Origin of the sequence: Streptomyces sp. NBC_00859 (genome assembly GCF_045161865.1) — a bacterium.
GTDB lineage: Bacteria > Actinomycetota > Actinomycetes > Streptomycetales > Streptomycetaceae > Streptomyces.
Genome location: NZ_CP108826.1, coordinates 4,131,488 through 4,155,214, shown reverse-complemented (window position 1 = coordinate 4,155,214; position 23,727 = coordinate 4,131,488). Strand labels below are relative to the sequence as shown.

Annotated in this window: 16 protein-coding genes and 2 tRNA genes; 8 read left to right on the top strand and 10 right to left on the bottom strand. The window is 71.1% G+C overall.

Translation table 11 applies throughout. The features are described 5' to 3' along the window. The 3 genes from OG584_RS17820 (at position 1) to OG584_RS17810 (ending at position 4,139) form a co-directional block, all read left to right on the top strand. The gene (locus OG584_RS17820; RefSeq protein WP_405779020.1) at positions 1-2,508 is read left to right on the top strand and encodes an MFS transporter; all 2,508 of its coding nucleotides are present in this window, start codon (positions 1-3) and stop codon (positions 2,506-2,508) included. Positions 2,509-2,652: 144 nt separating this feature from the next. Then, complete coding sequence (locus OG584_RS17815; protein ID WP_405779018.1) at positions 2,653-3,471, top strand: YceI family protein; 819 nt, start codon at positions 2,653-2,655, stop codon at positions 3,469-3,471. A 197-nt stretch (positions 3,472-3,668) separates the two neighbouring features. After that, entirely contained in the window at positions 3,669-4,139 is a 471-nt protein-coding gene (locus OG584_RS17810; protein ID WP_405779017.1) for a PPOX class F420-dependent oxidoreductase, read from the top strand. Positions 4,140-4,170: 31 nt separating this feature from the next. Here the strand turns inward: OG584_RS17810 and OG584_RS17805 are convergent, their stop codons facing one another. Together OG584_RS17805 and OG584_RS17800 are read right to left on the bottom strand one after the other, a co-directional pair. Continuing rightward, entirely contained in the window at positions 4,171-5,160 is a 990-nt protein-coding gene (locus tag OG584_RS17805; protein WP_405779016.1) for a TetR/AcrR family transcriptional regulator, read from the bottom strand. A gap of 57 nt (positions 5,161-5,217) precedes the next feature. Further along, positions 5,218-6,723, bottom strand: a complete 1,506-nt coding sequence (locus OG584_RS17800) for an MFS transporter (protein ID WP_405779014.1) — start codon at positions 6,721-6,723, stop codon at positions 5,218-5,220. A gap of 139 nt (positions 6,724-6,862) precedes the next feature. On the opposite strand from OG584_RS17800, the gene OG584_RS17795 reads away from it, so the two are divergent. Further along, the gene (locus OG584_RS17795; protein WP_405779013.1) at positions 6,863-7,744 is read left to right on the top strand and encodes an endonuclease/exonuclease/phosphatase family protein; all 882 of its coding nucleotides are present in this window, start codon (positions 6,863-6,865) and stop codon (positions 7,742-7,744) included. A gap of 157 nt (positions 7,745-7,901) precedes the next feature. Here the strand turns inward: OG584_RS17795 and OG584_RS17790 are convergent, their stop codons facing one another. The 4 genes from OG584_RS17790 to OG584_RS17775 are packed head-to-tail and all read right to left on the bottom strand — an operon-like array spanning position 7,902 to position 13,781. Beyond that, a complete protein-coding gene (locus tag OG584_RS17790; protein WP_405779011.1) occupies positions 7,902-10,097 on the bottom strand; it encodes an ArnT family glycosyltransferase in 2,196 nt (731 codons plus the stop codon). Then, positions 10,094-11,359: a glycosyltransferase gene (locus OG584_RS17785; protein ID WP_405779010.1), complete on the bottom strand. Its 1,266-nt coding sequence runs from the start codon at positions 11,357-11,359 to the stop codon at positions 10,094-10,096. The genes OG584_RS17790 and OG584_RS17785 overlap by 4 nt, the downstream gene beginning before the upstream one ends. A 40-nt stretch (positions 11,360-11,399) precedes the next feature. Beyond that, positions 11,400-13,040, bottom strand: coding sequence for a sensor histidine kinase (locus tag OG584_RS17780; protein ID WP_405779008.1), 1,641 nt, complete (start codon positions 13,038-13,040; stop codon positions 11,400-11,402). A 3-nt stretch (positions 13,041-13,043) separates the two neighbouring features. After that, positions 13,044-13,781: a response regulator transcription factor gene (locus OG584_RS17775; RefSeq protein ID WP_405779006.1), complete on the bottom strand. Its 738-nt coding sequence runs from the start codon at positions 13,779-13,781 to the stop codon at positions 13,044-13,046. 645 nt (positions 13,782-14,426) lie between these two features. Here OG584_RS17775 and OG584_RS17770 point away from each other — a divergent pair. Next, on the top strand, positions 14,427-14,960 hold the full coding sequence (locus OG584_RS17770; protein WP_405779005.1) for an NADPH-dependent FMN reductase: 534 nt from the start codon (positions 14,427-14,429) through the stop codon (positions 14,958-14,960). Between the two features lie 446 nt (positions 14,961-15,406). Here OG584_RS17770 and OG584_RS17765 read toward each other — a convergent pair whose 3' ends face one another. Beyond that, on the bottom strand, positions 15,407-16,279 hold the full coding sequence (locus tag OG584_RS17765) for a DUF2797 domain-containing protein (protein ID WP_405779004.1): 873 nt from the start codon (positions 16,277-16,279) through the stop codon (positions 15,407-15,409). Between the two features lie 153 nt (positions 16,280-16,432). Next, positions 16,433-17,392 carry a BRO family protein gene (locus OG584_RS17760; RefSeq protein ID WP_405779002.1) on the bottom strand — a complete coding sequence of 320 codons (960 nt, stop codon included), beginning with the start codon at positions 17,390-17,392 and terminating at the stop codon, positions 16,433-16,435. A 246-nt stretch (positions 17,393-17,638) separates the two neighbouring features. Here OG584_RS17760 and OG584_RS17755 point away from each other — a divergent pair, with 246 nt between their 5' ends. Then, on the top strand, positions 17,639-17,965 hold the full coding sequence (locus OG584_RS17755) for a hypothetical protein (protein WP_405779000.1): 327 nt from the start codon (positions 17,639-17,641) through the stop codon (positions 17,963-17,965). A gap of 512 nt (positions 17,966-18,477) precedes the next feature. Here the strand turns inward: OG584_RS17755 and OG584_RS17750 are convergent. After that, positions 18,478-18,550 (bottom strand) — tRNA-Arg (locus tag OG584_RS17750). Between the two features lie 188 nt (positions 18,551-18,738). Then, positions 18,739-18,832, bottom strand: a tRNA-Ser gene (locus OG584_RS17745). 205 nt (positions 18,833-19,037) lie between these two features. Between OG584_RS17745 and OG584_RS17740 the strand changes: the two genes are divergently transcribed. After that, positions 19,038-19,484, top strand: a complete 447-nt coding sequence (locus OG584_RS17740; RefSeq protein ID WP_405778998.1) for an SSI family serine proteinase inhibitor — start codon at positions 19,038-19,040, stop codon at positions 19,482-19,484. 167 nt (positions 19,485-19,651) lie between these two features. Continuing rightward, positions 19,652-23,662 carry a PAS domain-containing protein gene (locus tag OG584_RS17735; protein WP_405778996.1) on the top strand — a complete coding sequence of 1,337 codons (4,011 nt, stop codon included), beginning with the start codon at positions 19,652-19,654 and terminating at the stop codon, positions 23,660-23,662. Positions 23,663-23,727 lie beyond the last annotated feature (65 nt).

Below are 23,727 nucleotides of genomic sequence, written 5' to 3'. Positions count from 1 at the left end.
ATGGCTACGACCACACCGGCCGGTGTGCGGGGCGGCCACGCCAAGCACGGGGGGGATCCCGCCCCCGGCGGCAGCGCGCCGATGACGCACCGGCAGATCATGGAGGCCCTGTCCGGCCTGCTGCTCGGTATGTTCGTCGCGATCCTGTCGTCGACGATCGTCACCAACGCGCTGCCGAAGATCGTCTCGGATCTGCACGGCAGCCAGTCCTCGTACACCTGGGTCGTCACGGCGTCCCTGCTGGCGATGACAGCGACCACGCCCCTCTGGGGCAAGCTCTCCGACCTGTTCAGCAAGAAGCTGCTCGTCCAGATAGCGCTGGTCATCTACGTCCTGGGGTCGGCCGCGGCCGGTCTGTCGCAGAACGCGTCGACGCTGATCATCTTCCGGGTCGTCCAGGGCATCGGCGTCGGCGGTCTCTCCGCCCTCGCACAGATCGTGATGGCCGCGATGATCTCCCCGCGCGAGCGGGGCCGGTACAGCGGCTACCTCGGCGCCACCTTCGCCGTCGCGACCGTCGCCGGACCGCTGCTCGGCGGTGTCATCACGGACACCAGCTGGCTCGGCTGGCGCTGGTGCTTCTACGTCGGTGTGCCCTTCGCGATCATCGCGCTGATCGTTCTGCAGAAGACCCTGAAGCTCCCCGTCATCAAGCGCGAGGTCAAGGTCGACTGGGGCGGCGCGTTCTTCATCGCCGCCGCCGTATCGCTGCTGATGGTCTGGATCACCTTCGCCGGTGACAAGTACGACTGGATGTCCTGGCAGACGGGCGCCATGGTCGGCGGTTCGATCGTCCTGGGCCTGCTCTTCATGCTCGTCGAGTCCAAGGCGAGCGAGCCGATCATCCCGCTGCGGCTCTTCCGCAACCCGACGATCACCCTCGCCTCGATCGGCTCGCTGTTCGTCGGTGTCGCGATGTTCTCCGGCACCGTCTTCTTCAGCCAGTACTTCCAGCTGGCGCGCGGCAAGTCGCCGACGATGTCCGGCGTGATGACGATCCCCATGATCGGTGGTCTCTTCATCTCGTCGACGGTCTCGGGGCAGTTCATCACCCGGACCGGAAAGTGGAAGATCTGGCTGGTCAGCGGTGGTGTGCTGGTGACCGCCGGGCTCGGCCTGCTCTCCACCATCCGGTACGACACCACGTACTGGCACGTGGCGATCTTCATGGCCCTGATGGGTCTCGGCATCGGCATGATGATGCAGAACCTGGTCCTCTGCACGCAGAACCAGGTCTCCCAGAAGGACCTCGGCTCGGCGTCCTCCACCGTCTCGTTCTTCCGCTCCCTCGGTGGTGCGGTCGGCGTCTCGGCGCTGGGCGCGGTGCTCGCCAACCGCGTCACCCACTTCGTCACCGACGGCCTCCACGACCTCGGCCCGAAGGGCGCGGCCCTGGCCGGAAAGGGCATGGGTGACGGATCAGTCCCCAACCTGAGTGCACTGCCGGAACCACTGCGGTCCATTATGGAAAGCGCATACGGGCACGGCGTAGCCAACGTCTTCCTGTACGCGGCCGCATGTGCGCTGCTGGCTTTCCTGGTGACACTCTTCATCAAGGAGGTCCCGCTGCGGACCCGCGCCGTGGGTGCACCGCCGGAGCAGGAAGCGGCCGCAGAGGCCGTACCGGCACCCGTGGCGGCGACCGTCCCGGCCAACGCCGGACCGGCCACCACCACTACCACTTCATTCGAGACTGTCCCGACTACTGAGGAGACGATGCCGATGCAGTCCGCCCCCACCCCAGGTATCACGATCCACGGTGTCGTGAGGGGCGCCGAAGGCGCACCGGTCGGCCGTGCCGCCGTCACGCTGATCTCACTGGCCGGACGCCAGCTGGGCCGTGCGGTGGCGCAGGGCGACGGCGGTTACGCGCTGGACGCGCCGAGCTCCGGCTCTTACGTCCTGATCGCTTCCGCCGACGGCTTCCAGCCGCAGGCCTCCACCGTGTCCGTCGGGGACGAGGCGCTGTCGTACGACATCCTCCTCTCCGGCACGAGCGGGCTCGCCGGTGTCGTGCGGTCCGCCGACGGCACCCGGCCCGTCGAGGGCGCCATGGTCGTCGTCACCGATGTGCGCGGCGACGTGCTGGCCACCGGCAAGTCCGGTGCGCAGGGCGAGTTCACGTTCAGCGAGATGATCCCCGGCTCGGTGACCGTCGCGGTGAACGCGACCGGATTCCGGCCGATGGCCCTGCCCGTCGAGGTCGGCGGCCAGGGTGTGACCCGGATCGAGGTCCCGCTGGAGTCCGGTTCGCTGGTCCAGGGTGTCGTACGCGGCGGAGCCGACCGGCGGCCGCTGCCCGACGCCCGTGTGACACTCGTGGACGCCGCCGGAAACGTGGTGGCCACGGCGACCACCGGCAGCGACGGCGCCTACGGATTCGCCGATCTCAACTCCGGCGACTACACGGTCATCGCGACTGGTTACCCCCCGGTGGCAGGCTCGTTGGCCGTCGTGGGAAGCGGCGTCGACGGCCACGACATCGAACTGGCCCACCCGGGCGAATAGTCACCAGGCTGCCCCAGCGGATGCGGGGCACGGAGGGGTCCGGTTCTGCCGGACGCCTCCAAGCCCCGGACGCGGTGGTGGCGGGCAGGGGACGGCCCGCCACCACCGGCCGGGGCCCACATCTTTGAAGGAGAGAGAACCGGAATGGGACTTCGCGCACAGGTACGGACGCGCGACGGCTGGGCGGTACAGCACGCCGTGGTGACCGTGACCGACATGACCGGCGCCCAGGTGCTCCGGGCACAGGTGGGGGAGGACGGGAAGGTCAGCGACGACGCGGCCCTGACCCCCGGCCCGCACACCGTGATCGTGACGGCCGTCGGTTACGCGCCCGCCGCCTCCACGGCGTTCGTCACGGCGAGCGGCCGCGCGGATGTCGGCACGGTCGTACTGGCCAGGCAGGGCGGCGTGGAACTCCCGCCGCCCGGCACCTGGACGCTGGACCCGGCGCACTCGTCGGTGGGCGCGGTCGCCCAGCACCTGGGCATCTCCAGCGTGCACGGCCGGTTCACCGAGTTCGTCGGACGCGTCGAGATCGGCGAGGACATCGAGAAGTCACGGGTGGAAGCGGTCATCGCGTCCGCCTCGATCGACACGGGCAACGGCATGCGCGACGGACACCTGAAGTCCCCGGACTTCCTGGACGTCGAGACCTACCCGCAGATCACCTACAGCAGCACCGGGATCACCCCCGCGGGCCCCGACCGCTGGACGGTCCACGGTGAACTGGCCCTGCACGGCGTCGCCCGTGAGGTCGACCTGAACCTGAGCTACCTGGGTACGGGCCCCGACCCGTGGGGCGGCGTGCGCGCGGCCTTCCACGCGACGGCCGAGCTGCGGCGCGAGGACTTCGCGATGAACTACAACCAGGTGGTCCAGGCGGGTATCTCGGCCATCGGCACCACGCTCAAGGTCGAGCTGGACATCCAGGCCGTCCAGGGGGACGCCCTGCCGGCCGTCTAACGGACCGTACCGGCGACGAGCCTCGACTCCGCCCGGCCCCGGCAGCATGGGATGTGCTGCCGGGGCCGGGCGCTGTGCTGCGGGGCCCCGTGCGCGGCGGGAAACACCAGGTGGCTTCCGGCAGCGCGGCGGGAGGTGCTCCGGTAGCTGCCCGCGTCGTCCGCCCGCGTCCGTACGGTGCGACGTATCGTGCAGCCATGGCACCCAACATCGCGACCAACACCCCTGTGGAACTCCCCGGACTGCTGGACTTCGTACGCCCCAGGCACCGCGCGATCCTGCTCACCACCCGCTCCGACGGCCGCCCCCAGGGCTCGCCGCTGACGTGCGGGGTGGACGACGCGGGACGGATCGTCCTGTCGACCTATCCCGAGCGCGCCAAGACCCGCAATGTCCGGCGCGACGCGCGGGTGAGCGTCATTGTCCTGTCGGACGAGTGGAACGGGCCGTGGGTCCAGATCGACGGAGCGGGCGAGGTCATCGACTCGCCGGACTCGGTGGAGCCGCTGGTCGAGTACTTCCGCAACATCTCCGGCGAGCACCCGGACTGGGACGAGTACCGCGCGGCCATGGTCAAGCAGGGCAAGTCGATCATCCGGATCACCCCGGAGCGCTGGAGCCCCATCGCGACCGGCGGCTTCCCGGCACGACAGGCGGAGGACAGCTAGTACTTCAGCCAGTACTTCGGCCGAAGCCGCGTCAGGCGCCGCCGGGCCCGTCCGCGGCGCCGCCCCCGCGTTTGGCCTCGATGCCCGCGATCAGCAGGTCGAGGGCGAAGTCGAAATCGCGCTCCCGCATCTCCTCGACCGTGTCACCGCCACGTGCCGCTATCACGTCCTGGGCCTGCTCGTACGTGTCGCGCAGGGAAGGCTGTTGGCTGATGGTGCCCATGGCCTGCTGGTAATACTCGTCCTGGCTCATCCCGGCCCGCTCGCAGCGGTCCCTGAAGTGGCCTTCGACGGTGCCGAATCCGTAGACGAACTGGAAGACGGCGGCAAGGCCACCGGTCCGGCCGCGCAGCGGCAGATCGGCGCTGCGCATCACGTCCTGTGCCGCCACCGAGAACTTCACCGCGTGCGGGCCGACGTTGAGGAACACACCGACGAGCGGGGACACCCAGGGGTGGCGCACCAGGAGGCTGCGGTACCCGGCGGCGAGGCGCCGCAGCCGGACCCGCCAGTCGGCGTCGGCTCCGCGGGCCGCGGTGGCCGCTCCCGGCTCCGGTCCGGCACCGGTTTCGTGCCCGGCCGCACGCCCGGTTTTCTCCCCGGCCGCATCCCCCGGCTCCCCGGCGCTCTCACGGCCGGCTGCGGCTGAGCTCTCGGGCGCGGGCGAGCTCCCGGGCGCGGGCGAGCTCTCGGGCGCGGATGCGTCCTCGGCTGCGGGTGCCTCCTCGGCTGCGGGCAGGGCGAGTTCGCCCATCACCGCGTCCAGGGCCAGTTCGAGGAGGTCGTCCTTGGTGTCCACGTACCAGTAGACCGACATGGCCGTGACACCCAGTTCCGCGGCGAGACGGCGCATGGAGAACTTGGCGAGGCCCTCGGCGTCGAGCAGCCGGACCGTCGCCGCGGTGATCTTGTCGAGGTCGAGCCCGTCCGGCTGGTCCGTTCTGCGGTTGCGCGTCACCTTCCCGCCCAGCCAGACACTGGTCCGCGTGGGACCCTTCGCACGGTCGGCCGCAGTCACCATGGCGCGCCTCCTCCGGAAACGTGTGGAATCCCCCGGTACCGATGGTCACTGTTGATGTTAGGCCGCTGTTACCGGTGGGTCTGCACGCTCGGCCCGCCTGAGGAGTACGGCGGCGAGCAGCCCGCCGGCAAGTACCGCGGCCGCGCCCACCAGTTGGCTGGTCTGCAGACCAGAGGCGAAAGCATCCGCGACCCGGCTGCGCTCGCCGGGCCCGTGGGCGGCGGCGACGGCGGCCGGCAGCGAGGCGGCGCCCAGCGCGGTCGGCAGCAGCGCGGCGAAACGGGAGTTGAGGACGGCGCCGAGGACGGCGACACCGAGACCGTTGCCGAATTCGGCGAGGGTGCCGTTGACACCCGCGCCGACCCCCGCCTTCTCCGGCGGGATCGCGCTCATGATGGCGTTGGCCATCGCGGGCATGGCGAAGGCGATACCCGCGCCCATGACCACAAGCCCCAGGAGCATGCCCGGGTAGCTGTGGCCACCGAGCAGCGCGATGGCCGCGAGCCCGGCGGCCAGCGCGGTCATTCCGGTGGCGATGGTGCCGGGAGTACCGAGCCGCGGCAGCAGCTTGGCGGAGACCCCGGTGAGGTTCAGCGCCACGATGGTGAGCGCCAGGGGCGCCGTCCGCAGACCCGCGTCCAACGGCCCGTACCCGAGCACGAACTGCAGGTGCTGGGTGAGCAGGAAGAGCGAGCCGCCCATTCCGAAGGCGACGAGGATCGCTCCGGCGACTGCGCCGACGAACTTCTGGTTGCGGAAGAAGTGCATGTCCAGCATGGGGAACGGAATGTGCAGCTCCCACGCGACGAACCCGGACAGGAAGACGATGCCGGTCACGGCCGACACGAAGACATGGGTGGAGGTCCAGCCGTGTGCGGGCCCCGAGATGATCGCGTACACGACCGCGGTCATGCCGACGGTCGAGAGCAGCGCGCCGAGCAGGTCGGGCCGGTCGCCCGCCGGGTTCTTGGACTCCGGCACGAGACCGACGACCGCGGCGAGCGCTATGACCGCCACCGGGATGTTGATCAGGAAGATCGCGCCCCACCAGAAGTGGTCGAGCATCGCCCCGCCGATGAGCGGTCCGGCGGCGAAGCCGAGCGAATTGACCGTGGACCAGAGGCCGATGGCCCGGACCCGCTCGGTGTTGTCGAAGATCTGGACCACGACGGCGAGGGTGGTGGTCATCAGCAGAGCACCGCCGACGCCCATGCCCGCGCGGGCGGCGATCAGCTGCGCGGTGGACTGGGCGAGACCGGCGACGAGCGACCCGGCGCCGAAGAGGGTGAGGCCCGCGATCAGCATCTTCTTCCGGCCGTAGCGGTCCGCCGAACTGCCCGCGGTGAGCAGCAGGCCCGACTGCACCAGCGAGTAGGCGTTGATCATCCACTGGATGTCCGCGGTGGAAGCGTGCAGGTCCCGGGTGAGTGAGGGGATCGCGACGTTGAGGACGGTGTTGTCGAGCAGCACCGTGAGCTGGGCAAGACAGATCACGCCGAGGATCACCCAGCGCTGGGGGTGCCGGGTGATGATGCTTTCGTGCTCGGCGGCGGTGGCCGTCATGCCGGCTCCTGTTTCGTGGAAGGGGGCGGGGCAGGGGCGGTCGTGAGATCGTACCGTCGTGGTGCCATACACCGTAAAGGGAAGTCTTCTACGGCGTAAAGCCGTTTTGCGCCGAGCCGCTTGCGGGTAGCTACGTCCGATGAAGCTGACTGGTCGTGTTGCTGAAGTGCTTCTGGTCTCGGGCGTCCTGGCCGCGATGGTCGCGCCACCGGCGCAGGCACGAGCTCAGGCACCGGCGCGAGCGCGGGTCCAGGCACAGGTGCCCGGCCCTGCGCGTGCCCACGGGCGGGATGTTCCGCTGCGGGTCGCCTCGTACAACATCCATGCGGGCGCCGGGATGGACAACGTCTTCGATCTCGACCGGCAGGCAGCGGCACTGCGCGGGCTGCACGCGGACGTCATCGGCCTGGAGGAGGTCGACGTCCACTGGGCCGCGCGCAGTGAGTGGCGCGATGTGGCGGGCGAACTCGCGAAACGGCTCGGGATGCATGTCTACTTCGCACCGATATACAGCGTCGACGGGCGGGAGTTCGGGGTGGCCGTGCTCTCCAGGTACCGCATCCTGAAGGCCGCGAACCACCGGATCACCCGCCTCTCCACCCAGGACTCCGACCCGGTCCCGGCGCCGGCTCCCGGCTTCGGCGAGGTCGACCTGCGGGTGAAGGGCGTACCGCTGGATGTGTACGTGACGCACCTCGACTACCGCGCGGACCCCTCCGTACGAGTGAGCCAGGTCGCCGAGACCCGCCGCATCATGGGGCGGGACAAGAGCCGGAAGATCCTCCTGGGCGACTTCAACGCGACCCCGGACGCACCGGAGCTGGCACCGCTGTGGCGCGAGCTGACGGATGTGGAGCCGGGCGCACCGACGTTCCCCGCGCAGAGTCCCGTGCAGCGCATCGACTACGTGGCGGTTTCGCGAGGGGTGGCGGTACGGGGCGCGGAGGTGGTCGACACGCTCGCTTCCGACCACCGGCCGATCGTGGCGGACGTGTCACTGACGCGGCAGGCGAGGCGGTAGGGCCGGGAAACGGAGCAGGTGGGGCGGGGAGTCCGTCTCCCCGCCCCACCTGTCGGTCATGACCGTCCGGTCACCACCGTGCGGTTTTCGCAGCCGGTCAACGGCGTCCGGACCGGCCCCGTTCAGCTCGCGCTCCCTCACGCGCGCCGGGACGTACTCAGCCGGTGCCCTTCACCCGTGTCAGGTCGTACAGCGTCGCCGACCCCACCGTCACCTTCACGAACCGCCCCTCGACCCATGAGCTGATCTTCGAAGCGGAGCCGCTGTCGGCTCCGCCGCCCATGCCACCGCCCATGCCGCCGCCCGCGACGAAGTAGTGGATCTTCCCGTCCGCCACGTCCTTCTCGAACTGCGCGAGCGTGGGTGACGGGTCGCTGCCGTTGAAGCCGCCGATCGCCATCACCGGCTTCTCCGTCGCGAGCTGGTAGCTCGCTGCGTTCTGCGAGCCGATGGCCGCCGCCATCCAGGTGTACTTGCCGGCGTGGGCACTGATCTTGGCCTTGACCGCCGAGCTGACCTGCTGGCCGTCGAGAAGGCCGCCCATTCCGCCACCGCCGCGCAGGCCGCCCTCCGCCATCCGGCCGCCCGGCATACCGCCCGTCCGGGACCAGCCGTTCTTCCCCTGGGCCCGGCCCGTGCGGCCCTGCTGGCCCTGTGCTCCTGTCGGCGGCTGTCCCATACGCCCTCCGAGGCCGCCACCACCGGGAGCCTGACCTCCGGATCCCCCGGCCCGGCCGCCTGCTGTCCCCGCCTTCCCGGCGGGCTGCTGCCCCATCCCCGGGCCACCGGGGCCACCACCGCCGGGGCCACCCCGACCGCCCATCATGCTCGCGCCCGCCGGTCCCGCGGTCACGATCGAGCCGGTGTGTGCGCTGTTCAGCGTGGACATCGTGTACGCGAACGGCGCAGCCAGCGAGGCGACAAGACCCACACCCGCGGCACTGAGCGCGAGCCGGCGGTTCAGCCTCCCGGCCACCGCCAGGGCGAGCGCCGCGACGAGGCCCATGATCAGCACCGCCCAGCGCAGCCAGGGCAGATAGTCCGGCGTCCGGCCCAGCAGGACGTACGCCCAGACCGCGGTCGCCGCGACCGCGGCGCCCAGCACGGCAGACCACCCGGTCCGGCCGCGCTCCTCCCACAGGACCGTGACGCCCATCCCGACGACAGCGGCGATGTACGGCGCCAGAGCCACCGTGTAGTACTGATGGAAGATCCCGGCCATGAAGCTGAAGATCACCGCGGTCATCAGCAGCGAGCTGCCCCACACGAGGAACGCCCCGCGCGCGGTCTCCGTACGCTTCGCCCGCCAGGTGATGACGATCCCCGCGACCAGCAGGATCAGCGCGGCGGGCAGCAGCCACGAAATCTGGCTGCCGATCTCGGAGTTGAACATCCGGTCGAGACCGGTCGCCCCCCAGCCACCGCCGCCCCCCGGGCCCCGGCCGCCGCCGCCTCCGCCGCCGCCGACGCTGCCGGTCTCGTCGCCGCTGATCCGGCCGAGACCGTTGTAGCCGAAGGTCAGCTCCAGGAAGGAGTTGTTCTGCGAGCCGCCGATGTACGGGCGGGAGGACGCGGGCCACAGTTCGACGATCGCCGTCCACCAGCCGCCCGCGACGACCATCGCTCCCGCGGCCAGGCCGATCTGGCCCAGCCGCCTGCGGACCGTCGTCGGCGCGAACACCGCGTACACGACCGCCAGCGGCGGGAGGATCAGAAACGCCTGGAGCGTCTTGGTGAGAAAGGCGAGGCCGACCACGGCCCCCGCCCACACCAGCCACTTGGTCCGGCCGTCCTCCAGCGCGCGCAGCACGCAGTAGACGGTGACCGTCATCAACAGCGCCAGCAGCGCGTCGGGGTTGTTGAAGCGGAACATCAGCGCGGCCACCGGAGTCGTCGCCAGTACTCCGGCAGCGATGAGCCCCGCCGCCGCGTTGAAGCGGCGGCGCACCGCCGCGTACAGCACCGCGACCGTGGCGGCGCCCATCAGCACCTGCGGCACGAGGATCGCCCAGGAACTCAGCCCGAACACCCGCACCGAGAGCGCCATCGGCCAGAGCGCGGCCGGGGGCTTGTCCACGGTGATGGCGTTCGCCGAGTCGAGCGAACCGAAGAAGAGGGCCTTCCAGCTCTCGCCACCGGCCTGGGCCGCCGCCGAGTAGAAGGAGTTGGCGTATCCGGAGGCGCTGAGGTCCCAGAGATACGCCACGAGTGTGAGCAGCAGCAGTCCGAGGAACGCGGGCCGAGCCCACTGCGGATCCTCGGCACGTCCACGCCACAGGCGGGCGAGGAACGTCTGCCGGGGCGGCGGCGCGGCTGACGCCGCCGGGATCTGATGGGCATCAGTGGTGGTCATCGTGCAGTCCTCGGGTCGTCGGTGCGCCGCTCGGGGAACACCCAGGCGCGGAAGAGCAGGAAACGCAGCACCGTCGCTGCCAGGTTGGCCGCGATCAGCACCGCGAGTTCGGTGGAGTGCGAAGGGTCGTCGGACGCCGCGCCGAGCGCGGCGAGTGAACCACTGGTGAGGGCGAGGCCGATCGCGAAGACGACCAGCCCCTGGGCCTGATGGCGTACCGCGCTGTCACGGCCGCTCACCCCGAAGGTGAGTCTCCGGTTGGCAGCGGTGTTGACCACCGCCGAGACCAGCAGGGCGCCCGCGTTGGCGATCTGCGGACTCACCCCCGTACGGAACAGCGAGTACAGCAGCAGATAGAACAGGGTCGAGACCGCCCCGACGACACAGAAACCGACCAGCTGACGGGCCAGCCCGCCCGGCACGCCCGGCAGTTCACGGTCGCGCGGGTCGTCTCCGAAGGGGCGCGCGAGCCGGTCGAGCGGGAGCGCACCGACCCCCAGCGCACGCCCTACCCGCCAGACGCCCTTGAGATCGTCGACGGCCGTCCGCACGATGTGCACGGTGGACTCCGGATCGTCGACCCAGTCGACGGGCACCTCATGGATACGCAGCCCGGCCCGTTCGGCGACCACCAGCAGCTCGGTGTCGAAGAACCACCCGGTGTCCTCGACCATCGGCAGCAGGCGCTGTGCGACATCCCTGCGGATGGCCTTGAATCCGCACTGGGCGTCGCTGAAGCGCGCGGAGAGCGACGAGCGCAGAATCAGGTTGTACGCGCGCGAGATGAACTCGCGCTTGGGCCCGCGCACCACCCGCGAACTCCGCGCGAGCCGGGAGCCGATGGCGAGATCGGAATGGCCGGAGATCAGCGGCGCCACCAGCGGCAGCAGCGCGTTGAGCCCGGTCGACAGATCGACGTCCATATAGGCCAGCACGGGGGAGTCGGACGCGGACCACACGCTCCGCAGCGCCCGTCCGCGCCCCTTCTGATCGAGGCGGACGGCGCGTACCTCGTCGAGCATGGCATCGAGCCCCGCGGCCACCTCGGGCGTCCGGTCGGTGCTCGCGTTGTCGGCGATCGTGATGCGGAAGCTGTACGGGAACGTTCCGGCGAGGTGGTCGCGGAGCCGGAGCACACAGGGTTCGAGGTCCTTCTCCTCGTTGTACACGGGGATCACCACATCGAGCACCGGGGTGTCGGCCGCTGTCACGGAAAGATGCTCCCGTGCCGGCAGGGCGCCCGGAGAAGTGTCGGTTCGCATAAGGGTGACCCTGGCCAGCGGCGCTGTCACCCCTGTGTGGTCAGCCTGTGCCGGACCTGTGAGTCGGGGCGTTGTGGGTGTCATCGGCGCTGCGGGCGGTGCGGGCGGTGCGGGCGGGGATGTCGTAGACGGGGGCGTTGTCGTAGGGGGCGTTGTCGTAGACGGGGGCGTTGCGGGCCGGGGCATTGTGGCCGAGGGCCGACGGGCCAGGAGATGGCGGGCCAGGAGGTAGCGGGCCAGGAGGTGGATATGCCGGTGCTGCGGGCAGTCTGACCTCGAACTCCGTGCGGCCCGGCGCACTCCGCACGCTCACGGCCCCGCTGTGCGCCACCACGACCGCCTGGACGATCGCGAGCCCCAGCCCGGTCGAACCGGCGTGCCGCGACCGTGAGGCGTCCCCACGGGCGAACCGTTCGAAGACATGCGGCAGCAGATCGGCCGGGATACCCGGCCCGTCATCCAGCACGACCAGCACCACCCAGCCGGCATCGCGCCTCACCCGTGCGGTGACGGTGGTGCCGGGCCGGGTGTGCGTACGGGCATTGGCCAGCAGATTGACCAGCACCTGGTGGAGACGGGCTCCGTCGGCCGGCACCACGACCGGATCGTCGGGCAGCTCAAGCCGCCAGACGTGGTCCGGGCCCGCCGCACGCGCGTCGCTCACCGCGTCGATGACCAGCGGGGAGAGATCGGTGCTCTCGTACACGAGGGGACGCCCGGCATCCAGCCTCGCCAGCAGCAGCAGGTCCTCCACCAGACCGGTCATCCGGCCGGCCTCCGATTCGATACGGCCCAGTGCGTGCCGGGTGTCCGGGCCGGTCTCCTCACCTCCGCGCCGGGTCAGTTCGGCATATCCACGGATGGAGGCGAGCGGAGTCCGCAGCTCATGGCTGGCATCGGCGACGAACCGCCGTACGCGTGTTTCGCTCTCCTGCCGAGCCGCGAGCGCCGAACCCACATGGCCCAGCATCCGGTTGAGCGCGGCACCGACCTGGCCGACCTCGGTCCGCGGGTCGGCCTCGGCATCGGGGACCCGCTCCAGCGGGGCCACCTCTCCACTGTGCAGCGGGAGTTCAGAGACCCGGGTCGCGGTGGCAGCGACCCGCCTGAGCGGACGCAACGCGATCCCGACCAGCGCGGTCCCCGCGATGGCGGCCGCGAGCAGACCGGCCGCGGTGACACAGACCTCGACCACGATCAGGGTGTTCACGGTGGACTGGACTCCGGTCAGCGGAAAGCCGATCACGGAGGTGCCGGTGCGGGAGAAGGCCGCACGGAAGTCGCCCAGGCCGGGAATGGAGACGGTGTGCGGATGGCCGTCCCGGGGCACCGACCTCAGGGCGCCGAGCTGTTCGTCGCCGAGTGACACGCTGTCCGGGCGGGCCCCCGGCGCGGCGACGCTCTTCACACCGTCGACCAGTTCGTCACTGCCGACGACGGTGCGCCCGCCGACGGTCCCTATGGGCAGCCCCGGTTGCTGGACGATGGAACGGTCGGTCCCCATCGGGTCGTGATCGGGCCGCTGGGCCGCCGCCACGAGCTGCTTGTCGAGCTGCTCCTCCAGGTTGGAGTGCATGACGATCGTGGTGACCGTACCGATCACGGCCACCACGACCGCGATCAGCGCCACAGCCGAAACGACGAGCCTCGTCCGCAGCGACCAGCGCCGCCGCGCGGACACCGGTTACTCCCCGGGCTTGATCAGATAACCGGCCCCACGCCGGGTGTGGATCATCGGCGTGCGCCCTGCGTCGATCTTGCGCCGCAGATACGAGATGTAGAGCTCGACGACGTTGGCCTGACCGCCGAAGTCGTACGACCACACCCGGTCGAGGATCTGCGCCTTGGAGAGCACACGCCGCGGGTTGCGCATCAGGAAGCGCAGCAGCTCGAACTCGGTCGCGGTCAGATGGATATTGGTCCCGCCCCTGGTCACGTCGTGACTGTCCTCGTCGAGCGTCAGGTCGCCGACAGCGAGCAGCGACTCGCTGCGCTGAGCGCCCGTACCGGACCGCCGGATCAGCCCGCGCAGCCTGGCCACGACCTCCTCCAGGCTGAACGGCTTGGTCACATAGTCGTCACCGCCCGCGGTCAGACCCGCGATCCGGTCCTCCACGGCGTCCTTGGCGGTCAGGAAGAGGACCGGCACGTCCGGCAGCTCGCGGCGCATCCGGCCGAGCACGGCGATACCGTCCGTGTCGGGGAGCATCACGTCGAGCACCACCGCATCGGGCTTGAACTCCCGCGCCGTCCGCACGGCTCCCGACCCGTCGCCGGCACTGCGCACCTGCCAGCCCTCGTAGCGCAGCGCCATCGAGAGCAACTCCGTGAGCGAGGCCTCGTCGTCCACGACGAGAACACGGACCGGGCTGCCGTCGGGCCTGCGCATTTCAGTACGCCCCTGGGGCGAGGTCGTAGTCATGGGCCCCACCCTCTGAACGACCTCTGAGAGACCCCTTTCCCCAACCTGTGAAATTCCTGAGAAATACTCTGCCCTCCGGCCGGGCAGCCTGAAGCCCGCCAGCCAGCCACCGGCTGTCCAGGCACCGGCTGTCCAGGCACCGGCTGTCCAGGCACCGGCCCCCGGCGCCGACCTGCCCGTCGCCGTCGCCGACTTCCACGGCACAGCAGTGCACTGCATGGCGTGGCACGGCGCGGGCCTCGCGATGCCCGTCTGCTTCACGTGCCGCCCGTCCCACCTGCTTCATGTGCCGCCCGTCGCCCTCTCGCCAGGCACGGCACGGCGCGGGCCACCCGATGCCCACCTGCCCGCCCCCGACTCGCCCGTCGCGCTCACCTGCCCGTCGCGCCCGTCGCCGACCAGCCCAGCGCGGCCACCCGCCGTCGCCCCGCCGCCCTGCAACGACCCCGTCGCCGACCGATCCACCCGGCGCGGCACGGCCCGCCCGAGGGCCACCCACTGTCACCCCGCCCGACGCAGAACTCGCCCGACGCAGACCCAACCACCGTCACCCCGCCCGACGCAGACCCAACCGCGGTCCGCCCGATGCCGACCGACCGCCCGGACGGGCTGCCGTACGGGCGCTCGCTGCCATACGGTCGCCTCATGCGGATCCTCACCCTCTCCGGCAGCCTGCGCACCCGCTCCACCAACGGCGCCCTGCTGCGCGCGGCCCAGTCCCTGGCCGCCGCCGACGGCGCGGAGACCACGAGCGCGGACATCGGCGGGCTGCCCCACTTCAACCCGGACCTCGACGCTGAGGGAGCCGTGGCCCCGGCTCCCGTGGCGGCCCTGCGGAAGTCCGTGGCCGAGGCGGACGCTGTGCTCCTCGTCAGCCCCGAATACGCGCACGGTGTGCCTGGCGTGCTGAAGAACGCGCTGGACTGGCTGGTCAGCAGCGGCGAGTTCATCGACCGCCGAGTCGGCGTGATCACCGCATCGCCCAGCCCCACCGGAGGCGACTACGCCAATGCCCAACTGCGCGAGACACTGAGGATGATGACCGGCACGGTGGTCGAGGGGGCCTGTCTGATGGTCGGAACCATCCGCAGCAAGCTCGACAGCACCACGGACGAGATCACCGACCCGGTGCTCACAGCGCAACTCACCGCCGCGCTGAAAGCGCTGACGGCACCCTGACCAAGGCGCGTCGGCATAACCGGACCCAGCTGTCGAGAAACCGGAACCGCACGAGCGACAGCCCCGCCCCCACCAGGACCGACCGGAACAGGACGGGTCCAGAGGAGACCCGGCGGGTCGGCACAGGGGGAATCGAGGCAGGCCGCGTCGCGGCCGGGTGACCCAAGGCCGGGTGACCCAAGGCCGGGGGACTCAAGGCCGGGGGACTCAAGGCTCGGCGAGCCAAGTCCCGGGCGAGGCGGGCCCAGACGGGTCCGGGCCGGTCGGGACATGGCGAGTCGGGACAGGCACGAGTCAGGTCCGGGCAGGTCAGACACCAGCCAAATCCGTGCCAAATTACCCCAATCCACATCGGTATAGCCACCACCCCTATCCGCTGCCATCCACTCCCATCCGCTGCCGCCCCCTCACTACCCCTCGCCCTCTCCCACGCCCACGCCCACGCCTCAGAACAAGCCCGGCTGCTCCATCTCCGGTTCCGCCGGGGTCATCCGGACCGGCACGGTCACCCCTGCACCCGGCTCCGCACCCGTCAGCCCCCATCCCGCCATCAGCCGCGTATCGAGGACGATCACCGCCCCGCTGTCCCCGGCTAGATGCAGATCGGGACCCGCCGCCGCCACCAGCCGGCCCGCGACGGCCCCACCCCCCACCAGTTCGCTCACCACACCGGCGGAGTCGCCGAGCCCCGCCAGCCCGAACACCGCCCCATGATCGGCCACTTCGCACACCAGCCGCTCCAGCGAATCGGGCCACCCGGGCAGCGCTACGGCCCTCGCGTGCACATCACGCACCTCGGTCGCACGCTCCTCCGGGCCGGGCAGCCGGGACCGCACCGCCCGTTTGTCCGCGTACGGGATCCGGTCCGGCACGCCCAGCGCCGTGCGCAACAGCTCCTCGGTCCGCCGCGCCGCCATCAACGGTCCCCGCCCAAGCCAGCTGAACGCCACCGCCCCCTGCTCTCTCAACCGTGCCGGGCCGCGCTGCTCCGACGTGATCCCCACCTTGACCATCCCGGCCCCGAACCACGCGAGGTAGACGCGGTAGACGCGCGGATCGTCAGCGATCGTGTCGGCGGCCACCGAGTGCGCCCGGTCGAGTCGTGCGCACTCCCCGCAACGTGCCTGCGTACCGCGCCCCGGCACCGGGGCCCGCATCGGGCAGGCATGGCCGCGCGCCCCCACGCACGTACGCTCCCCCGCCGACTCGACCCGGAAGCCGACATCGGCCCCGTAGACAAGCGGGCTTGCCCTGGCCCGCCCCTCCCACGCGAGCCGGGGACCCTCGTCCCCCCACCGCAGTCCACCGGAACGCCACATGTCCCTTGCGCCCCTTCCCTGATCCACCCGCACCTCGCCCTGTGCGCGGACGGCGAATCCGCGTCACTCGCAGCATGGCACCCACCACTGACAGTGGACCTCCGCCCATGGAGTGCACGGAGAGAGGCCGGCCCCACACCGGCGGATGAGGGCTCAGACGAGCACATAGACCGGCGCACCGTCCGGAGCACACCCCGACTGCCGTATGCACCCGCGCCGGAGCAGATGCCGGACGCAGTCCCGGACTCGGGCCGGGGACAGGCCGGTACGCATGGCGATCTCCTCCGGGCTGCAACGGGCAGCGCCATCGACGAGGTCCGGTGCGAGGTCGGCCGCGACCGACCGGACGTCCTCGGTGATGACCACACTCCTGTCCTGCCAGCACGCGAGCAGCTCCTGGGGCGTACCGGCCGGCACGACAGGCGGCGTCGGCGCGACCGCCGCGCCCGGCTGCGCACGCTCGGCGATCCGGTCCAGCGAGTCGGCGATCCGATGGAAGACCCGGCTCATCAGGCCCTGTCCCCGCCCGGCCTCGCGCAGCGACGAACGGCGCTCCTGCACCGCGGCCGCACACGCCTCCTCCGCCCGGATGCTCCGCTCCTCCAACCGAACGATCGTGTCGACGAGCTGCTCCGGCAGGACACTGACGGTGCGCAGTCCGGGTGCGGGCTGCACTGCTGCCGGAATCAGTTCGTACGAACCGTCACGCTGCACCGACGCCACCACATCCGCCACCCATCTCCTGAAGGGCGCGCTCTGCTGCTCCGTACAGCCGTTGACGAGCTGGACAAGCCCGGTGAGCGTCACCATCGTCATGGACTTCTTCAGGCCATGACCTGCGATTCTTCGGGAGGCATCTGCCCCGTAGGCGCCTCGCGCAAGATCACCGAGTCCCTGTTGGCAGTCGGCGGAGACATGCCACAGCAGGGCCTGGCGGGTGTTCGCGTAACCGAAACTCCCCGTTACATCCCCCGCGGGAAACCAGTGCGACCCGTCCGGCAGCGTCAGCCGCCGTACCCGCGAGCCCGTCGCGGCGTACACGAAATCGCTGACATCGACCGCGTCCCGGCAGTGCGTCGGCGGCTCGTCCTCCGGCGTGTCCTGCTCGCGCATCGAGCATCACCTCCGCCCCGGAACCTAGCCTCAGGCATATTCAACTCCGCCCGCAAAGAGCCGAGTTCACTCGATAGGCGACAGGAACAACTGACTCCGCATCCCGGTGCGGTGCCTGGGCTCGCAGGGAGAGCCGCCATGAGCAAGCCGTACGGGCGGGCTCGTCGGATTCCCACTCACGCAACCTGCTCCGGCCCCCCGACGTCCAACTACACGACGGACGGCTGCGATCACGCGGGAGAGCACATGGCGAAGAAGGACCGGACGACAGACGCGGCGAAGGAGAAGGAGAAGGACCGCGACAAGTGGATGGCGCGATTCCAGGTACGGCTGGCCATGCAGCCGGGGGTGGACCGGGCAGTCGTGCTCCAGGCGGTCAAGGACGTCGCGGGGCATTGCGCCGTGACGGGAGAACACCCGCGGACCGCCTTCGGGGAACCGGACGCCTACGCCGTACAGGCCGCCGCGCGACTGGTACCGGCGGACCGGGCGGCGCGCGCGAAGCGGCACAACGCCGTGGTGGACACGCTCGACTCCGTAGCGAAGGGGGCCAGGGACGTCACCGGTCTATGACGGCTGAAGCCACTTCCGCACTTGCGCACTTCCGTCATGGTGCGGTGAACGGGTCGTGACACAGCTTCTGTCCGCCGGGCCGCTCCGGCGGCCCCCGGGGTGCCGGAGTCTCCGACACTGGCCCTGCTGCGCGTGCGGCGGGGGCGTGCCGTCCCGGTACCAGCCAGCTTGAGCTTCAAGATCACCCCCATGCGCCCTTCCCTCCTGCCCCGCCGCGGTCGGCTGAAGGCGAGGAAGGGGCGACGCGCACGTGTTCACGGAGACGCGCTCGGCCGCAGCACCATCACGATGGCTCCGGGCACCTACCCGCACGCAATGGGCACGACGCTTCGGGCCACTGCGGATCAGGTGGACGACGCGCTGAGGGTCGACGGCTCCGAGAGCGGAAGGGGCCAGCGAGACTGGCCGGCCGGCCGGCCACCGAAGCCTGAGCCGCCTTTCCGGACACGTTGATGTCACCCGGCTATGCCAGAGGCCCCCTGGACGATGTCCAGGGGGCCTCTGACCTGCTGTGCACTCGGCAGGATTCGAACCTGCAACCTTCTGATCCGTAGTCAGATGCTCTATCCGTTAAGCTACGAGTGCTTGGCGTTCCGGGCTTTTCTGCCCCGTCGGCGTTGCGAGAACAACATTACATGACCTGCGGCGTCAGGTGAAATCCATTGGCCACACCCTCCCTGAGCTGCACAGACGTGCTCCCCAGCGCCTCGGAGGACTCCATCGTGGAACGACTGAAGCCCCGTCCTTCACGGACGGGGCTTCAGTGTTCCAACTGGCGGAGGCGGAGGGATTTGAACCCTCGATGGGCCGTAAAACCCAAACCGCATTAGCAGTGCGGCGCCATAGACCGGACTAGGCGACGCCTCCAGCACACCGAACACGATCGCGCGAGCGCGAAGTGGTGCGTGCAGATGATGACACAGCCTTGCGGGCCGTCACCAATCGCGCCCCACGGTACTAGGCCGTGGGGTGACAGAGCAAAGTCGTTCGTGTTGCGCAACGCCGGGCGTTCAGGAGCGTTAGGGAGGCAGGGGCGCCGCCCCGGATCCGTATCTGCCGAGGAGTTACGTTCATGTTGCGCCGCCTCGCACTCACCGCCGCCGTCTGTCTCGCCGCGCTCGCCGCGGCCCCCGCAGCGACCGCGACCGCCGTCCCACCCACCGGCCACCGGCTTCCCGACCCGCAGGTCCGTGACCGGCTCACCATCACAGTCTCCGATTCGGGCATCCCGGCCGCCGACGGCACGCACCGTCTGGCGTGCGCCCCTGCCGGGGGTACGCACGCCTCGCCGCAGCAGGCCTGCGACCGGCTGGACCAGCTCGCCGCCGACAGGGCGGCGCCCTTCGCTCCCGTGCCCGCCGATCTGATGTGCACGATGCAGTACGGCGGTCCGGCCACCGCGCACATCACCGGCCGTTGGCAGGGGCGGCCCGTCGACGCGACGTTCCGGCGTACGAACGGGTGCGAGATTTCCCGCTGGAACGCACTCGAACCCGTACTGCCGCACACCGTCGCCTGAGGCCGGTATCGCCGTCCTTCCACACAACCTTGGTGAGAGCTCCCCCTCATCCGCCGCATGTCCGGAGCGCCTGCCTTTAGACTTCCAGCAGTGACACACCGTGGCCCGAGGGGCAAGATGGGCCGGGTTGTCAGCAAGGTGCAGTAGTTCAGGGAGGAAGCGTCGTCGTGAGCAGCAGGCCATCCCGAGGCGCTGCTCGCCTCGCAGCCATACTTGACGCCCTCCCCGACGGGCTGTTGCTCGTCAATTGCAACGGGACGGTAGTCAACGCCAACTCCATCGCTCTCGAAGCCTTCGAAACGCCGGGCACGGCGCTCGTCGGCCGGGGGCTGCTCGATCTGCTGCCGGAGTTCGACTCCCGGCTGATCCCGGGCTCGATGCGGCGGCCCGAAGGCGCGGACGAGCAGGGCAGGACCAAGCCGACGCGAATGCTCGCGCGGCGTACCGACGGCGCGGAGTTTCCCGTCGAAGTGACCAGCGCGAATCTGGAGGACGGCCGGGAGGCCTACGACGCGTACGGCACCGGCTTCACCGGTGACGAGCTGCTGATGCTCGTCGTGCGGGACCTGTCGGGTGCCGTCGACACCGAGGCCGAGCTGGCGCGTTCGCAGCGGCAGACCGAGATGATCCTTCGCGCGGCGTCCGAGGGCGTCGTGGGCACCGACACCGACGGTCGCGTCGTGCTCGTCAATCCCTCCGTCGCGCAGATCCTCGGTTTCCGGGCGAGCGATCTCGGCGGCAGGGAGCTGCACCCGCTGGTGCAGCACTCGCGCGCCGACGGTGAGCCCTTCCCGTACGACGAGAGCGCCCTCGCCGACACGCTCAGGTCGGGGCGCAAGCACCGGGTACGCGGCCAGGTGCTGTGGGCGAAGGACGGCAGTCCGGTACCGGTCGACCTGACCACCGCCCCGGTACGGGACGGCGAGCAGCTCGTCGGCGCGGTACTGACCTTCGCGGACCGGCGCCCGTACGAGAAGCAGGCGAAGCAGCACGCCGACGCACTCCGCGCCAAGGACGAGCGGAACGCCGCCGCCGAGGGGCGGCACACGGCCGAACTCGCGGCCAGGGACGAGCAGCACGCGGCGGAGCTGGCGGCGTGGTCGGAGCGCTACGAGGCGCTCGACGGCCGGCAGCAGCAGCTGACCGCGGTGCTCGGTGACGCCCTGCGCGGGCCGTTGGAGGAACTGCGGGCCGAGCTGGGCACGCTCGCGGCCGACCCGGCCGGGCAGCTGTGGCCCGAGGCCAACCAGATCCTGCACCACCTGGCCGCCGGTTACGCCCGGATGACCACGCTCGTCGACAGCGTGCTCGGATTCCAGCGGCTGGACGCGGGAACGGAGGAGCTGACCAGGACGAAGGTCATGCTCGACACCGTGGTGGCAGCGGGTGTCGAGGGCGCGGTCGAGCTGATCGGCCCCGGCCGGGTGCAGTTCGCGGTACACGCGCCGCCCATTGAGGCCGAGGTCGACGGTCTGCGGCTGGCGACCGCCCTCGCGCATCTCATCGCCGACGTGGCCGGGGTGGATGCCACCGGCAAGGCGCGGGTCACCCCAGGTGGCGCCTATGTGGACTCCACGATCGTGGTGGCTGTCGCGCAGCGCGGCGAGGTCGTGCGGATCGAGGTGCGAGGACCGTTCAGCGGCGGCGACCCGGTGCACGAACCGATCGTGCGCGGAATCGTCCGGGTGCACGGCGGCGTACTCCAGACGCACGAGATGCCGGGGACGACCGGCAGCGCATATGTCCTCGAAGTACCCATCGGTGGCGGTGCGGGGACAGTGGATCCGGCCGCCCCGGCCTCGGACGCCGACGGCCTCGCGCCCGACCGGCCGGACTCTCCGTCCGGCGGCGGGCGGCGACGTGGCAGGCGCTCGTCCACCGACGCCTTCCTGGACAGCCCCACCGGAGAGGGAGGCGCGGCCCCGGGTGACGCCACGGGCGCCGGTGCGCCGGAGCCGCCCACGGGCCGCCGCAGGGCGCGCCGCGAGGAGGACGGCCCCGGCAGCGGTGCTGCCCCGGCTCCGGGCGCGGCACATACGGATGGCGCGGGCGTGACGGGTGGCCAGTCACGGGGCGCCTTGTCCGCTGCAGCGGACGGCCCGTCGGCAGCCGGCCCCATGCCGGTGATTCCCGCGCAGGAGAACGGCATGGGCGACGGTGGGACCGGCCGCCGGCGGGGAAGGACGGAGCCGTCCGACGGGCCTGCCCGGCCCGCGGGTCCGGGGGGCACCGCGGGTCCGGGGGGCGGCCTGCCGTCGGCGGGCGCCGTGGTGACCGCAGCCGAGAACTCCCGCTCGAACGCGCCCGGCACGGGGCACGCCCAGCGCGGGTCGACCGTGCCGCCACAGGGTGTCCCGGCGGATGCGCCGGTGCCCAGCGGGCGGCGTGCACGGCGCCCGGAGGGGATGCGCGAGATCGAGAACGTGCGCCCCGCCCTGGAGGCGGCGTCCGCCGTACCGCAGCCGGCGGGCGCGGTGGACGGCCGGACGGGCCAGATGCAGACGCCACCCCCCGGCCGCCGGGCGCGCCGTGCCCTGGCAACCGCTTCGGCAGCGGCCGCGGAGGCCGAGCGCCCGCGTACGCCGTTCGCCCTTCCCCCTGCCGACGCCGACCGGGCACAGGAGCAGCCGCAAGCAGCGCCGTCCGACGGATCGTCGCCGGGCCACGACTCCGTACGGACGGCCGGGCATCCGGGTACCGGCCCGCTCGCGCCGCAGCAGCACCCGGGCACGGTCGACGAACAGCCGAAGGACGGCACGCTGTACACGTCGCCCGAAGGCTGGGCCGCTGTCACCGGAGAGGCGGACGGGCCTGCGGGACAGCCACTGCCCGCGGAGGAGCCGGTTCCCGCCGATGGCCCCCAGAGCCGTGCCATAAGCGTGCGGACGCTCGGCCAGGGCATGCCGTTCGCCGAGCAGATCGCGGCGCAGCAGAACCAGCCGAACTCGCTGGGATCCGGCCGGCGTCGCAAGCTCGCGACCCCTCCGGCGGGCGAACGCTCCGAGGGTGCGGCCCGGCCGCACCCGCAGAGCGCCAGTGAACCCGGTACGCGGCACGCCCAGTCGGCGCAGGACCAGTCACCGCAAGGCCCACAGCCGCGGGGGCCCGGTCGGCAGGCCCAGCCGTCGCAGTCTGCTCAGCCGTCCCAGCCCGCACAGATGTACCAGTCCGCTGAGGTTTCCCAGCAGGCCGGCGTCTCCGCGCGGTCCGGGGCATCCGAGCAGACTCCGGTCTCCCAGCAGGGCCAGAAATCCCCGCAGAACCAGACACCCCCGCAGTCCCCGTCCGGCCCGCAGACGCAGGCGCACCAGCGACTCTCGTCCCAGCCGGAGGGCCGTTCGTACGCCATCGGGGCCCCCGACGAGGGAGCGGAAGGTCCCGAACCGCTGGACGGCCCCGGCGGTGCCGTGGAGGTGGCCCACCGGCCGCAGCCTCAGCCCGTCGACGACGAGCTGCCCCCCGAGCCGCTCGACAACCCGCGTCGGCTCCTCGTATGGCCCGCGCCCGACGTCTCCACGCAGCAGGCGCTGAGCGACCGCGGCTACCGGCCGGTGATCGTGCACTCCCGCGAGGAGGTCGATGCCCAGATCGCCGCATTCCCCGCAGCGCTCTTCGTCGACCCGCTGACCGGCCCGATCACCCGTAAGGCGCTGCAGTCCCTGCGGCAGGCCGCAGTGGCGGCCGAGGTGCCCGTCCTGGTGACGGCGGGGCTCGGGCAGGCGACACGGGAGGCGGCGTACGGCGCCGATCCGGCTGTCCTGCTCAAGGCGCTGGCACCGCGCGACACCGAGCAGCACCCGTCGCGGGTCCTGCTGATCGAGGACCACGAGGAGATCGCGCTCGCCCTGACGGAGACGCTGGAGCGGCGCGGTATGCAGGTGGCGAGGGCCGGCACCGACGCGGAGGCGGTCACCCTGGCGGCTCAGATGCGGCCGAACCTGGTGGTGATGGACCTGATGCAGGTACGTCGCCGGCGGGCAGGAATCGTGGACTGGCTCCGCGCCAACGGCCGGCTGAACCGCACCCCGCTGGTCGTCTACACCTCGGCCGGTATGAACGAGTCCGAGCTGCCCAGGCTCGCTTCGGGTGAAACCGTGCTGTTCCTCGCGGAGCGCTCCACCAGCACCGAGGTACAGAGCCGGATCGTGGACCTGCTGGCGAAGATAGGCACCAACTAACTGACGGGTACCGGCCGAAGGAAGCCGGCAGGTACCCGCTGAAGGGCCGGGAGCCGAGCGGCGGA